The sequence below is a fragment of the Aeromonas sp. 603757 genome (assembly GCF_049171255.1).
Taxonomy (GTDB): domain Bacteria; phylum Pseudomonadota; class Gammaproteobacteria; order Enterobacterales; family Aeromonadaceae; genus Aeromonas; species Aeromonas veronii_A.
On the sequence record NZ_JAAKOE010000003.1, the window covers coordinates 217,500 to 231,430 of the forward strand.

Below are 13,931 nucleotides of genomic sequence, written 5' to 3' on the forward strand. Positions count from 1 at the left end.
ACAGAACCCGGCGCGGCCGGGTTCTGTGTGTGTCCAAATAAAATGAAAATCCTTTTTATCTGAAACACATAGGGGGCTCAATCATTATCTGCCAAGAGTATGAGCAGGTATGCAAAAATGGCGCCATTTGACCATTTTCCACACAAGTATCAGTACAAAGAAGCAACAGGCCAGACCCACCATAGGCTGAGCCCGGTTCCCGCGGCAGCGAGCAGGATCAGCCCACTCCAACGCACTGGCCAGGGTTTGTCACGTAACGCCCACTCCAGCAGCGGCAGCAACCAGACCGGCAGCAACACCACCAGCGGCACCTCCACATATTGCCAGGCCAGCATTTGGACGAAGGCGAGGGCCAGCGCCAGACCGGCGGGTGCTACCTTGATGTCAACAAAGGTGGCAAGCAGGGCGCGAAAACCGGCGAAAGCGGCCAGCGCACCGGCCAGCTGGGCAATCAGCAGACTGCCATCGATGCCGATCACCAGTGCCAACCAGATAAAGCCGAGGGCAAACCCGAGCCCTTCGCGGCTGTCACAGCGCAAGGTGCTCCAGCCAAACCAGAGGATGGCGGGCAGTAGCGCCAGCCAGATCCCGGGTTCGCTCGCCAGTACCGAGGCCAATCCCTGCCACCACACCAGCGCACTGAACACCGCAAAGAGCAGCAGTGAACCGCGCAGATCGTTCACCTGAGCCGCAATGGCGGGCACCAGCAGGGTCAGCGGCAGCCACTGCCACGCCTTGGCCGGAATACCATAGAGACCGCCGAGCAATGAGCCCACCAGCCAGAGCGCCAGCGCGCCCCACAGATAACCCAGTCGCGGCCAGCGCCACGATAGCAAAGCGGCTCCCAGAGGAGCCGCCAGGGTTTGCAGCAGAAGTTCCGCGCCCATTACTTGCGCACGCCTTCGACAAACAGGTTGATGTTCATCTCGTCCGGAATGCCGGGCAGCATGTAGCTCACGCCAAAGTCACTGCGCTTGATGGTGGTGGAGGCGTTGAAGCCGCTGCGGTAACCGCCCCAGGGATCCTTGCCCTCACCGATCTTGACCAGATCGAAGGCCACTTCCTTGGAGACACCGTGCAGAGTCAGGGTCCCTTTCAGCACGCCTTTATCCTTGGTGCCCTCGTAAGCGGAGCTGACGAAGGTCATCTTGGGATACTGCTTCACGTCGAGGAAGTCCGGACTGCGCAGGTGCTTGTCGCGGGCCTCGTGATTGGAGTCGACGCTGGCGGCATCCACTTCAAAGCTCGCCTTGGCGGCCGCCGGGTTGGCGTCATCCATGCTGAAGGTGCCGCTGAAGGTGTTGAAGCGACCCACCAGCTCGGAGAAGCCCAGGTGACCCACCTTGAACTGCACCGTGGTGTGCGCCGCATCCACATCGTAATCCGCCGCCATCAGAGGGGTAGCCATAAACAGGCAGGAGGCCAGCAGAGCCTTGGTCATTTTCATCCGTTCGTTCCTTCATCTTGGGGTTCACATCAGTGGTTAAAATGCTAACCTCGTTCTGAAGATGAATAATCAGTGATTTATTAAATTCATTATTTACTGAGGATGGAAAATGGACCAGATCGCCGCCATGCGTACCTTTATCAAGGTGGTGGAGTGCCAGAGCTTTACCAAGGCCGCCAACCAGCTCGGCATCTCGGTCGCCATGGCCTCCAAGCTAATGCAGCAGCTGGAGGAGTCCCTCGCCACCCGGCTGCTGTCGCGCACCACTCGTCAGGTCAATCCCACCGAAGCGGGCCAGTTCTACTACCAGCGCTCCCTCGCCCTGCTGGCAGAGCTGGAAGAGACCCACAGCCAGCTGACCCACCACAACCAGCAGCCCAACGGCACCCTCAAGCTCTCGGTGCCGATGGACTTTGGCTATCTGCACCTCTCCCCCGCCCTGCCGCTGTTTCGCCAGCGCTTTCCCGACCTCAAGCTCGATATCGAGTACAGCGACCGGCGGGTAGCACTGGTGGAGGAAGGGTTCGATCTGGCGCTGCGGATCGGCCACCTCAGCGACTCCTCGCTGGTGGCGCGCCAGCTTGCCACCATTCGGATCGAGCTTTGTGCCAGCCCCGCCTATCTGGCGCGCAAGGGCAGACCGGAAAAACCCGAGGATCTCAAACAGCACGACTGTCTGATCTACACCCTGACCCAGCCGGAGTGGCACTTCAAACGGGGAAGCGAGCAGCAGAGCATCCGGCCACAGGGGCCACTGCGGGCCAACAATGGGGTGGCGCTGACCCGCGCCGCTTGTGATGATCAGGGCATCATATTGCAGCCCACTTTTATCGTGGGGGAGGCCCTGCGGTCAGGGCAGCTGGTCAGCCTGCTGCCAGAGTGGGACAAGGGAGATGTGGGACTTTATGCGGTCTATCCGCACCGCCGCTTCGTCTCGGCCAAGGTGCGCTGCTTTATCGAGTTCGTGCAGGAGCGCTATCTCGCCCCGCAACAGTGGGATAAGCCGTGATGATTGTCAGAGCAGAGAGTACGGCCTGACTGTCCGGCCTGCTGGCCCGGCTTGCAACCTAGCGCTGGCAAGGGGCCGCGGCCGGAACCAGCTTCGCCAGCAGACGCTCCTGCTCGAGGCTTAGCTGCCAGCGTGGCAGTCGGGTGCGTATCACCGACAACTGCGGCTCACTCAGGGCATAGGGGAGCGCCACTTCAATCTCGGGGCAGTCAAACATGGCGGCCAGCTGCAGGATCAAAATGAGGTTTGCCTCGTCGGTCTTGTGCTTGTTGACCCGTTTGCGGATCTCGTGGCGCAGCTGGGTTTCGGGGTCCTGGGTCATCGCCTGCCAGCCGAAACCGAACAACGGCACCAGCGCGCTGACAATCCCCAGCGCCGTCATCGGCTGCTTGGGGGGATGATAAAGTGCGTTGAGATCCAGCAGAACAGGATTCTGACGAACCTCACCCCCACCAAATAAAATCGTTTTCGTCATTGGATTACCCGTTATATTCCACTAGACTGCGCCGCATATTTTACCCCGATATGCCAACGAGGTGCTGATGCTAAGCGATATCGAGATCTCCCGCCAGTCCCCCCGTCTCTCCATTCACGCGCTGGCCGAACGCCTCGCCATCCCCCAGCGCCTGCTCAGCCCTCATGGCCACTACAAAGGCAAACTCAGCCTCGACCTGCTCACGTCTCAGCCCACACAGAGCGGCAAGCTGGTACTGGTGAGCGCCATCACCCCTACCCCGCTCGGTGAAGGGAAAACGGTGACCACCCTTGGCCTCTCCATGGGGCTCAACCATATCGGCCAGCCCAGCATCGCCACTATCCGCCAACCGAGCCTCGGCCCGGTATTCGGGGTCAAGGGGGGGGCTGCCGGTGGCGGCCACGCCCAGGTGGTGCCGATGGAGGAGATGAACCTCCACCTCACCGGCGATTTTCACGCCCTGACTGCAGCCCACAATCTGGCGGCGGCAGCCCTCGATGCCCGCCTGTTCCATGAGCGCAAACTCGGCGACCAGTTCACCACCAAAACCGGCCTGCCGCGGCTCGATATCGATGCAGATAACATCCTCTGGCCGCGCACCCTCGACATGAATGACCGCGCCCTGCGCCACCTCACGATTGGGCAGGGGGGCGCTGCCGATGGTGTGGAGCGCAGCGATCGCTTCGTCATCACCGCCGCCTCCGAGCTGATGGCCATTCTGGCGCTGGCGAGCGAGCTGAAAGACCTGCGCCAGCGCATCGGCCGCATCCAGCTGGCCCGCGATATCCACGGCAAGCCCATTACCGCCGAACAGCTGGAAGTGGCGGGCGCCATGACGGTGCTGCTCAAAGATGCGCTGCAACCGACCCTGATGCAGACCACCGAGCAGACGCCGGTGCTGGTGCACGCCGGCCCCTTTGCCAACATCGCCCACGGCAACTCCTCGGTGATCGCCGATCGCATCGCCCTTGGCCTGACCGACTATGTGGTGACCGAAGCAGGTTTTGGCTCCGACATGGGGCTGGAGAAGTTCTTCAACATCAAGAGCCGCCAATCCGGCATTACCCCCGCCTGCGTGGTGCTGGTAGCCACGGTGCGCGGTCTCAAGGCCAACAGCGGTCTGCTCGATATCCGTCCGGGCCAGCCGCTACCAGCCAGCCTGCAGGGGGAAGATCTGCCGACCCTCAAGCAGGGCTGCGCCAACCTCGCCTGGCATATCCGGAACGCCCGCCGCTACGGGGTGCCGGTGGTGGTCGCCATCAACCGCTTCCCCACCGACAGCGAGGCCGAACTGGCGCTGCTGGCCCATGAAGCGCAGCAAGCCGGTGCCTGTGGCGCGGCCATCTCCAACGCCTTCACCCAGGGTGGTGCCGGTGCCAGCGAGCTGGCCCGCGCCGTGGTCGCCGCCTGCGAGCAACCCGGCAAGGTGAAACTGCTCTACCCCGACGAGGCGAGCCTCGACGCCAAACTGGCGACCCTGGTGGAGTGCGGCTACGGCGGCCGCGGAGTGCAGCTCTCCGACAAAGCCCGCCAGCAGCTGGCCCAGCTCTCCGCCGAAGGGTGGGATCACTTGCCCATCTGCGTGGCCAAGACGCCGCTCTCCATCAGCCACGACCCAGCCCTCAAAGGGGTGCCGACCGATTTCGAGGTGCCCATCGACGAGGTGAAGCTCTGCGCCGGTGCCGGGTTCGTCTATGCGCTGGCGGGCCCCATCATGACCATGCCGGGGCTGGGCAGTCTGCCTGCCTATCGCCATATCGATATCGATGAGAACGGCGAGATAGTCGGCCTGAGCTGAGCCCTTCCACAACGCCAGAAACAACAAGGCCCCGCCAATTGGCGGGGCCTTCTGTTATCCATGCATCGACCCTTAGAGGGTGAAGCGCTGGGTCATATGGTGCAGGGTGTTGGCCAGCTTGCTCAGCTCGACGCAAGCCTGGGCGATCTGATGAGCGCCCTGGGCATTCTCGTCAGCGGCATTGTGAATGTTGACGATGCTGCGGTTGAGCTCTTCGGTCACCGCGTTCTGCTCTTCGGTGGCGGTGGCGATCAGGGTGTTCATGTCGGTGATGCGCACCACGGCACCGTTGATGGTCTCGATACTGGTACCAGCATCCCGTGCCAGACCGACACTCTCCTGCATCTGGTGACGACTCAGCTGCATGGCGTTGCCCGCCTCGGCGGCGCGGCTCTGCAAGAGCTCGATCATCTTGCTGATCTCGGCGGTGGAGTCCTGGGTACGCTGGGCCAATGAACGCACTTCATCCGCAACGACCGCAAAACCACGACCCTGCTCACCGGCACGGGCCGCTTCGATGGCGGCGTTAAGGGCCAGCAGATTGGTCTGACCGGCGATATCGCGGATCACATCCAGCACCACGCTGATGTTGGCGCTGTCGGCCTCCAGCTGCTGCACCACTATGCCCGCCTGTTCAATCTTGACCGACACCTCTTCGATGCTGGTAATCGAGCTGCGCACCACTTCGCTGCCAGCAGCGGAGGTGCGGGAGGCATCCTTGGCGGCGCTCATGGCATCCGTGGTGTTGCGGGCTACTTCGTTGACGGTGGACTGCATCTCATTCATGGCAGTCGCCACCTGGGAGACTTCGTTCTGCTGGATGGCCATGCCGCTGGCAGACTGGCTGGAGATGGCGCTCACCTCCTCCACCGCACTGCTGAGTTGGCTCACGGAGCCAGCGATCTCGCTCACCAGATCGGAGAGGGAGCCCTGCATCCGGTTGATGGCGGAACCCAGCTGGCCCAGTTCGTCGCGGTTGAAGCGGCTGTCGCGGATCCACTGCTGCAGTTCGCCCTGACCCAGATCGCCATTGGCAATACGCTGGGCCTGACGGGCCAGCATGATCAGCGGGTCGCGGATCTGGCGAGTCAGTACCACTGAGAGCACCACCACAAGGATCAGACCAATCACCAGCGCGATTGTGACACTCAGATTGGCGGATTGATAAGAGTCGACAATGTCACTGCGGGATTCAGACGCATAACCATGGTTAATCTGGATCAGGGAGGCCACTGACTTGCTCAGCGCGGTGTAAAGGGGAACCCCCTCCTCAAGGAAGATGCGTTGGGCTTCGGCAAGCTGATCGCTGTCTTGCAGCTGTGTGACTCGCTGGTGCAGGGCGACGTAACGATCCCAATCAGATTTCACCGTATCGAAGGTACGGCGCTCCGCCACATCCTCAGGCCAGATCGTCTTGTCATGGGCAATCAGCTGCTGCGCGATCGAGTTAAGTTGTTGACTGGCAATATTCCGATATTCAGCCCTTTTCAGCGGCTCGGCGGCCACCACGAAATAACCCAGCTCATAACGACGCAACTCACCGAGAGAATCCCCGATCGCGCTGGTGCGATTGACCGCTGGCAAGATGCTGTCGGTAAACCGGATGGCAACATCATTCATGTTGCCAAACTGGACAAGGGCAAAACCGCCGATAAAGGCGACCATCAAACCGAGCACGGCAAAGCCGGCGGTGAGTTTTTTACCTATGGTCATGGTACTGGTATTCATGGGATATCCTGGTGGTCGTTAAATTCGTAGCACTCGTCCGGTTCACGCCCTCCTGACATGAACTATCTGGCCACCTGTTCAGTGGTGCACCATCCAACCTTGATGAATATCTCTGAATTCCATGAGGGGCAGCGAGAGCCGTGAGGGGGCGCTAGAGTAACCGGATTGTGACGGTTCGGAAAGAGTCTGACCGGTTACTTTTTGTAAGGTGAAAACGAGGTTTTTTTCGTGTTCGATTAAATATACCGCTCAGATGAATAAATCGGAAAAATGCATAACGTTTGCATAAGGCAAGCAGCGCGGGTCAAGCCGTTACAGGCCGCCACTCTCATCCGGGACCAATGAAAAACGCCAGCAATGGCTGCTGGCGTCTCGTTTATTCAGCAAGGCGGTTACAAAACAACCGCCATCTTATCCGCGCAGGCCGCCCAGAAATTCGGCCCGGGTATCGGGCTGGGTCTTGAACACCCCGCCGAGGGAGGTGGTGGTGGTGTAAGAAGTCGAATCCATCACTCCGCGCGCCTTGACGCAGTAGTGGGTCGCCTTGATGCTGATGGCCACATCCTTGGTACCGAGCAGGGTCTGCAGTGCCAGCAGGATCTGCTGGGTCAGCCGCTCCTGCACCTGGGGACGGCGGGCGAAGAACTGCACGATGCGGTTGATTTTCGACAGGCCAATCACCTTGCCGCGAGGGATATAGGCCACATGTGCCATGCCATCGATGGTGACGAAGTGGTGTTCGCAGGTGCTGGTGAGGCTGATGTCCCGCACCATGATCATCTCGTCCACCTGCATCTTGTTCTCGATCACCGTCACCTTGGGGAAGGTGGAATAATCGAGGCCGGAGAAGATCTCGTTGACGTACATCTTGGCGATGCGGTGCGGTGTCTCGGCCAGACTGTCATCGGCCAAATCCAGCCCCAGTGTCTCCATGATGGAGCGCATATGGCCTTCGATCTTCTCCCGCTTCTGCTGACTGTTCAGCTCGTTGGCAACCAGGGGGGTTTCCAGTCCCTGGGCTTCGAGGGCAGCCCTGACCAGCAAGGCTTCCGGACTTAAGGTTGTCATTGTCTTTTCTCCCACGCTCAGGGACTGTGAGGGCAGCTCAAGGAGCAACCCATTATGTAATGGCGGCGCACAGGGCCGACGGCATCGCTGTAATGGTAGCCACATGAGATGTGGTGGCCATCTGTTATGGCGGCATAGTAAACGGCCATTGCCGCCAAGATTCAAGTCAACTTGTGCGTCACCTCATACTTTATGGCCATCTACCCCCGTTTTTGCGCCGATTACCCCGAGATTCCCTCGAGATAACCTGCCCATCCCCGGGGAATTTTGTGATAATCCCGCCTTCAATCATAGAAAGAGGTCATGACGATGGGATTTGATACCAGCGGACTACTCCCCTTAAGCGATGCCCTGCAAGGGATGCTGGAACAACTTGCCTGCTGCTGCAACAGCGAGCAGTTGCCCCTGCCAGATGCCCTTGGCCGGGTACTAGCCTGTGATATCGCCTCCCCACTCGCCGTGCCCCCCTTCGACAACTCTGCCATGGACGGTTATGCCGTACGCCTTGCGGATCTCGCCAGCGGCACCCCGCTCATCATGGCGGGCAAAGCGTTTGCCGGTCAGCCCTATCAGGGTGAATGGCCCGCTGGCCACTGCGTGCGTATCATGACAGGTGCTCCGGTACCGGCTGGTACGGATGCAGTGGTGATGCAGGAAGAAACGCAGGCCGACGGCGATCGGATCACTTTTCTGGCACAACCCGAACCGGGCCAGAATATCCGCCGCGCCGGCAGCGATATCGGCAAGGACGCCTGCGTGCTGCCAGCCGGTACTCGCCTCACCCCGCGCGAAATGCCACTGCTGGCCTCTCTCGGCGTGGCTACCGTCACGGTGCGTCGCCCGCTGAAAGTGGCCATCTTCAGCACCGGTGATGAGCTCAAACCGGTTGGTACCCCGCTCGCCCACGGCGATATCTATGACTCCAACCGCTATGGCGTACGGGCCATGCTGGCGCGCATGGGCTGCGACTGCCTCGACCTTGGCATCATCCCCGACGATCCCGCCCAGCTACGCGCCGCCTTTATCCGCGCCGACGAAGAGGCCGATGTACTCATCACCACCGGCGGCGTCTCGGTGGGGGAAGCGGACTTCACCAAACAACTGCTGGACGAGCTCGGGGAGATTGGCTTCTGGAAGCTGGCCATCAAGCCGGGCAAGCCGTTTGCTTTTGGCCGTCTGCCCCGCGCCTGGTTCTTCGGCCTGCCGGGCAACCCCGTCTCCGCCATGGTCACCTTCGATCAGCTGGTGCAACCGGCGCTGGCCAAGCTGGCGGGCCGGCACTTTGAGCGCCCGCTCCAGCTGCAAGCCATTGCGGCCGAGCCACTCAAAAAGAGCCCGGGCCGACTCGACTTCCAGCGCGGCATCCTGAGTCAGGGACCGAACGGCATCGAGGTGCGCAGCACCGGCTCGCAGGACTCCGCCGTGTTCAGCTCCCTGTCGCGAGCCAACTGCTACATCGTTCTTGAGCGCGAGCGGGGCCGCGTCGCCGCGGGCGAGACGGTGACCGTGGAGCCATTCGGGGGATTGCTGCTGTGAGCGAGATCCTGAGCGACGCCGAACTGCTGCGCTACAACCGCCAGATCATCCTCAAATCCTTCGACTTCGAGGGACAGGAGGCGCTCAAGCAGGCCAGGGTGCTGGTGATCGGCGCCGGTGGCCTTGGTTGCGCCGCCAGCCAGTATCTGGCGGTGGCCGGGGTTGGCCAGCTCACCCTGGTCGATTTCGACAAGGTGGAGCTCTCCAACCTGCAGCGTCAGGTGCTGCACAACGATGAGCGCATCGGTCACTACAAGGTGGACTCAGCAGCGCAGTCGCTTCGTGCCCTCAACCCCTGGCTCAAGGTGGAGACCCACGCTGCCGTGGCCGATGAGGCGCTGCTCGATACCCAGCTGCCCCGACATCAGTTGGTGCTCGATTGCACCGACAACCTGGCCATTCGCAACCTGCTGAATCAAAAGGCACGCCAGCACAAGGTGCCGCTGGTCAGTGGCGCCGCAATCCGGCTGGAGGGACAGCTATGCAGCTTCACCTGGCAGGAAGATGAACCCTGCTACGCCTGCCTCAGCGCCCTGTTTGGCGAGCAGGCCCTCACCTGCGTCGAAGCCGGTGTACTCGCCCCCGTGGTGGGATTGGTGGGCAGCCTGCAAGCACTGGAAGCTATCAAGCTCTTGGCAGGCATGGGCAAAAGCTACAGCGGCCGCCTGCTGATGATCGACGGCCTGAGCGGCACCTTCCGCGAGATGAAGCTGCCCAAGCGCCCCGACTGCCCCGTCTGCTCCCATCCTTGACGCAAACGGGATCAAAAAAGCCGAACCCTGTGGTTCGGCTTTTTGGTACCTGCACCTAACAACCCCTTCCTCAATGGGTCGTGAGGATCCGTTGCAACAGGTGATTAAAGCCCGAGGGGTCTTCCGCAGGCCAGGCGTGGTGGCCGTTGGGGGTGTGGATGGTGGCGTTGGGCAAGGCGGCAAACTGCTCTACCCGTTTGGCCAGCGGCAGGTAGTCGTGACTGGTGGAGATGATGGCCACCGGCTGCCAGATGGAGCCAAGCCGGGCGCGCACCGACCAGCCCGGTAGCGCCTCCAGCAGCGCCTTGTAGGTTTTCTTTTTATTGCGCACGAAACGCAGCCGGAAGGTATGACGCACCTGCGCCAGATCCGGGCCCGGGAAGAGCTCGCGTCCCAGCCACCAGGCGAGCGGGCGCATGCCAAACCAGCGCAGCCATTTGAGGCGCTGGGCGTAACGCTCCTGCTCTTTGGGTGTTTCCAGCAGAAACTCGCTAAAACCGTTGACCAGCACCAGCCCCTGCACCTTGTGGGGCAGTTGCAGCGCCAGCTCCAGCGCTACCATGGCTCCCAGCGACAATCCCACCACCCAGGCGGGTTCTGGCTGCTCGTCGAGCCAGTTCACCACATCGGCTGCCAGGGTCGCCACATCGAACGGCCCCTCCTGCATGCTCTGGCCGTGGCCGCGCAAGTCCAGCGCCACCACCCGGTACTGTTCGGAAAACCGTTCGATCTGCGCCTGCCAGTCGAGGCTCGAGGAGCCCAGCCCATGCAGCAGCAACAGCAAAGGGCCCTCCCCCGCACTGCGCAGGGCAAGACCATTGAATTTCATCACCTGATTGCGGCGCATCAGTGTATTGCCTCTCGACTCATCACCTGAACCATCTCTCGTTGTTATGTTGCCCGTGGCCATCCTGCCACGTTATCAGCACAGCGCCCAATCAGCCTTCGCTGACCAGACTCACCGCCTTGATGTAAGCGTAGATCTGCAGCTCCGGCACCAGCGCCAGCCGCCTGGCGGAGCGGCTGGTGATCCGGGCCAGCAGTATCTGCTCACCCAGCGCCAACTGCAACAGGGTCTGGCCGGGGCGCACCTCGCGCACCGCCAGCAGACGGGTGACGAGACAGTTGGAGAGACTGGAGTGCTCGATAGGTGCTGTAGCAATCACCACATCCCGCCCGGCCACCTTGATCTGCAATGGGCCGCTCTCATCCGGCACATGGGTCATGGTGACCCGCAACTGCTGCTCACCAAGCTGCAGGGTCGCCATCTGTTCGTCGTCATCATAGTGGGCCAAGGTCGCATCCAGCATCACCCCGGCATCGTCACGGCTGGCGAGTGACAGGTCGGTTCGGGCGAAAATCTCGCTCGGCCTACCTTGCGCCTCCACCCTGCCACTTTCCAGCAGCACCAGCTGATCGCAGAGCAGGCTCACCTCCTCCATGGCGTGACTGACGAAGATCATCGGGATGCCGCTCTCCTGCTGCAAGCCCTTGAGCACATGGGCCTGATGGATGCGGCTGCGTCGATCGAGCGCCGAGAAAGGCTCATCGAGCAGCAGCAGATCAGGCTCGGCCAGCAGCGCCCGCCCCAATGCTACCCGCTGGCGTTGGCCGCCAGAGAGGGCATGGGCAGGCTGCCCCAGCAGATCGGCAAAACCGAGCCGAGCCGCCAGCGCTTCGGGCTGCCAGCGCCCTCGCCCCTTGCGGGCCGCCAGTTGCAGATTGCCGAGCACCGTCAGATGGGGAAAGAGGCGCGAGTCCTGAAACACCAGCCCGATCCTGCGCGCTTCAGGCAGCAGCGCGGCGCACTCCCGATCGCGCCACCGCAAGCGATCCCCGTTTTGGCGATCGAGCCCAGCGATAATGCGCAGCAGTGTACTCTTGCCGCAGCCGGAGGGGCCGAACAGGCCGAGGATCCCCCCCAGCTCGAGGATCAGTGCGCAATCGAGGGTAAAGGGGCCAAACTCGCGCCGGGCATGGAGGTTCAGGGCATGGCGGGGCGGCACGTTCACTGGCGGAATAGTAGCTGGCTGGTTCATCCGAACACTCTCCGCTGTCTGCGCTGCAACACACCATAGACCAGCACCAGCATCACCAGCGAGAAGGCCATCAGGCCGCCCGCCAGAATATGGGCGTTCTGATAGTCCATCGCCTCCACATGATCAAACAGGGCGATGGAGAGCACCTGGGTCTCGCCGGGGATATTGCCGCCAATCATCAGCACCACGCCAAACTCCCCCAATGTATGGGCAAAGCCAAGGGCCGCCGCCATTACGAAGCTGGGCAGGGTCATCGGCAAGATGATGTGGAAGAAGCGCTCCAGCGGGCCGAGCCCCAGAGTCGCAGCAGCTTCCAGCTCCTTGTTGCCCATGTTGACGAAGGCGGAGGTGAGCGGCTGCACCACAAACGGCAGCGAATAGAGGATGGAGGCAAACAGCAGGCCGAGAAAGCTGAAGGCGAGCGGGGCGCCAAAGGTGTCGCGCCACCAAGCGCCGAAACCATATTCGGGGGAGAAGGCGAGCAGCAGATAAAAACCCAGTACCGTGGGAGGCAGCACCAACGGCAGTGCCACCAAGGCCTCAACCAGCGGCCGCAGCCGGTTCTGACTGCGCGACAGCCACCAGGCCAGCGGCGGTGCCAGCAACAGCAAAATCGCTGTGGTGCAAGCCGCAAGCTTCAGGGTGAGCCAGACCGCCAGCAGATCCCCTTCACTCATTGCCGACCTCCCGGTTGATAAATGCCCCCAACGGCATGGTATCGCTCCTTATTGCAAAGAGTGGCCGACCCGAAGGCCGACCACTCAGGGTATCGCATCAGGCCCATCCCCTTATTGGGGCAAGGCATAACCAGCTGCCTTGATCTGCGCCTGACCCGGCCCCTTGAGCCAGGCCACCAGCGCCTCGACCGCGGCACCTTTCTTCAATACCAGCCCCTGCTGCTCGATGGGGGGATAGAAGCTCGCAGGCACTGCCCAGGCTTCACCAGTCTTGCCCGCCTCAACCAGATTGGCCCAGGCGACAAAGCCCAGCTCGGCATTGCCAGTGTCGACAAATTGCCAGGTCTGGCCGATGTTGGCGCCGGTCAGCAACCGGTACTGCTTGGTATCGATCTTGAGATGGGTGAGGGTCGCCATGGCGGCTGCACCATAGGGAGCTGTGCGGGCATTGGCGATGGCGAGGTTGCCTTTCCAGCTACGCAGGGTCGCCTCGTCAGGGGCCGGCCCCCCCTTCTTCCACAGCCCCAGCTGGCCGATGGCGTAGGTGAAGCGATCGCTCCCCTTGCCCTCTTTTTCCAGCTTCTCGGGGGTCGCCGCATCGGCGGAGAGGAAGAGATCGAACGGTGCGCCGTGACTGATCTGGGTGTAGAGCACTCCGGTGGCGGCAGACGAGATGGCCAGGGTGTGGCCGGTCTTGGCGGTAAACTCCTTGCCAATACGATCTATGGTTCCCTTGAAGTTGGCAGCCACAGCCACTTTCACTTCATCGGCCTGCACGGTACCGGTATGCAAGGTGGCGGCGCAGACGCCGGCGATGACAACAGATAACAGCGGTTTCATTCCCTTTCTCCTGATGGGGCCCGCACATCCGCGCCCCTTGGCGGGGCCGTGGTTCCCGTTGAACCTGCGCCCCTCGTGATGAACAGGTCAGGCTTGCCAGCGGGCAGCGGCGGCGTTGTCGCTCTCCTTGGCCTCGACCCAGCGTTGCACACCCTCGGCGGTCAGCTCTTTTTTCCAGAACGGCGCCCGGGTTTTCAAGAAATCCATGATGAAATGGCAGGCATCAAAGGCTGCGTCGCGGTGGGCACTGCTCACCGCCACCAGCACGATTTGATCGCCAAGCCACAGCTCGCCGATACGATGAATGAGGGTACACTCCTGCAGCGGCCAGCGGCGGCGGGCCTCCTGCACGATATCGGCCAGCGCCTTCTCGGTCATACCAGGGTAGTGCTCGAGGGCCAGCCCCTTCACCTCTTCCCCCTGATTGAAGTCGCGCACCTTGCCAACAAAAGTGACGATGGCGCCACTGTCGGCGCGGGTGGCGAGGCGGGCATATTCGTCCGCCAGCGAGAAATCTTCCCGCTGCACCAGAATGCGATCGGTCATGGTTGCCTCGCTCATC

14 protein-coding genes are annotated in these 13,931 nt (G+C 61.7%); 4 read left to right on the forward strand and 10 right to left on the reverse strand.

The window, feature by feature from the left end; genetic code table 11:
• Positions 1–149: 149 nt before the first annotated feature.
• Positions 150–887: a hypothetical protein gene (locus tag G5332_RS04585; RefSeq protein ID WP_421311142.1), complete on the reverse strand. Its 738-nt coding sequence runs from the start codon at positions 885–887 to the stop codon at positions 150–152.
• Positions 887–1,447 (reverse strand): YceI family protein, encoded by a 561-nt coding sequence (locus tag G5332_RS04590; protein ID WP_005334411.1) that lies wholly within the window; start codon positions 1,445–1,447, stop codon positions 887–889. The genes G5332_RS04585 and G5332_RS04590 overlap by 1 nt, the downstream gene beginning before the upstream one ends.
• Positions 1,448–1,556: 109 nt before the next feature.
• Between G5332_RS04590 and G5332_RS04595 the strand changes: the two genes are divergently transcribed.
• Positions 1,557–2,456 carry a LysR family transcriptional regulator gene (locus G5332_RS04595; RefSeq protein ID WP_421172021.1) on the forward strand — a complete coding sequence of 300 codons (900 nt, stop codon included), beginning with the start codon at positions 1,557–1,559 and terminating at the stop codon, positions 2,454–2,456.
• Positions 2,457–2,514: 58 nt separating this feature from the next.
• Here the strand turns inward: G5332_RS04595 and G5332_RS04600 are convergent, their stop codons facing one another.
• The gene (locus tag G5332_RS04600; RefSeq protein ID WP_421172022.1) at positions 2,515–2,931 is read right to left on the reverse strand and encodes a hypothetical protein; all 417 of its coding nucleotides are present in this window, start codon (positions 2,929–2,931) and stop codon (positions 2,515–2,517) included.
• A 67-nt stretch (positions 2,932–2,998) separates the two neighbouring features.
• Here G5332_RS04600 and G5332_RS04605 point away from each other — a divergent pair, with 67 nt between their 5' ends.
• On the forward strand, positions 2,999–4,729 hold the full coding sequence (locus G5332_RS04605) for a formate--tetrahydrofolate ligase (protein WP_421311143.1): 1,731 nt from the start codon (positions 2,999–3,001) through the stop codon (positions 4,727–4,729).
• A gap of 72 nt (positions 4,730–4,801) precedes the next feature.
• Here G5332_RS04605 and G5332_RS04610 read toward each other — a convergent pair whose 3' ends face one another.
• Positions 4,802–6,457, reverse strand: a complete 1,656-nt coding sequence (locus G5332_RS04610) for a methyl-accepting chemotaxis protein (protein ID WP_421258134.1) — start codon at positions 6,455–6,457, stop codon at positions 4,802–4,804.
• A 411-nt stretch (positions 6,458–6,868) separates the two neighbouring features.
• On the reverse strand, positions 6,869–7,525 hold the full coding sequence (gene folE, locus G5332_RS04615) for a GTP cyclohydrolase I FolE (RefSeq protein ID WP_005344140.1): 657 nt from the start codon (positions 7,523–7,525) through the stop codon (positions 6,869–6,871).
• 309 nt (positions 7,526–7,834) lie between these two features.
• Between folE and moeA the strand changes: the two genes are divergently transcribed.
• Together moeA and moeB are read left to right on the forward strand one after the other, a co-directional pair.
• A complete protein-coding gene (gene moeA, locus G5332_RS04620; RefSeq protein ID WP_421311144.1) occupies positions 7,835–9,061 on the forward strand; it encodes a molybdopterin molybdotransferase MoeA in 1,227 nt (408 codons plus the stop codon).
• Positions 9,058–9,813 carry a molybdopterin-synthase adenylyltransferase MoeB gene (gene moeB / locus G5332_RS04625; protein WP_213386462.1) on the forward strand — a complete coding sequence of 252 codons (756 nt, stop codon included), beginning with the start codon at positions 9,058–9,060 and terminating at the stop codon, positions 9,811–9,813. The genes moeA and moeB overlap by 4 nt, the downstream gene beginning before the upstream one ends.
• Before the next feature lie 70 nt (positions 9,814–9,883).
• Here the strand turns inward: moeB and G5332_RS04630 are convergent, their stop codons facing one another.
• From G5332_RS04630 to moaE, 5 genes are all read right to left on the reverse strand, one after another.
• Positions 9,884–10,660 carry an alpha/beta fold hydrolase gene (locus G5332_RS04630; RefSeq protein WP_421311145.1) on the reverse strand — a complete coding sequence of 259 codons (777 nt, stop codon included), beginning with the start codon at positions 10,658–10,660 and terminating at the stop codon, positions 9,884–9,886.
• Positions 10,661–10,751: 91 nt separating this feature from the next.
• The gene (modC, locus tag G5332_RS04635) at positions 10,752–11,852 is read right to left on the reverse strand and encodes a molybdenum ABC transporter ATP-binding protein (RefSeq protein ID WP_421311146.1); all 1,101 of its coding nucleotides are present in this window, start codon (positions 11,850–11,852) and stop codon (positions 10,752–10,754) included.
• Positions 11,849–12,529, reverse strand: coding sequence for a molybdate ABC transporter permease subunit (gene modB, locus G5332_RS04640; protein ID WP_005361814.1), 681 nt, complete (start codon positions 12,527–12,529; stop codon positions 11,849–11,851). Before modB ends, modC begins: the two co-directional genes overlap by 4 nt.
• Positions 12,530–12,640: 111 nt before the next feature.
• Positions 12,641–13,369, reverse strand: a complete 729-nt coding sequence (modA, locus tag G5332_RS04645) for a molybdate ABC transporter substrate-binding protein (protein ID WP_421311147.1) — start codon at positions 13,367–13,369, stop codon at positions 12,641–12,643.
• A gap of 87 nt (positions 13,370–13,456) precedes the next feature.
• A complete protein-coding gene (gene moaE / locus G5332_RS04650) occupies positions 13,457–13,930 on the reverse strand; it encodes a molybdopterin synthase catalytic subunit MoaE (protein ID WP_076495514.1) in 474 nt (157 codons plus the stop codon).
• Position 13,931 lies beyond the last annotated feature (1 nt).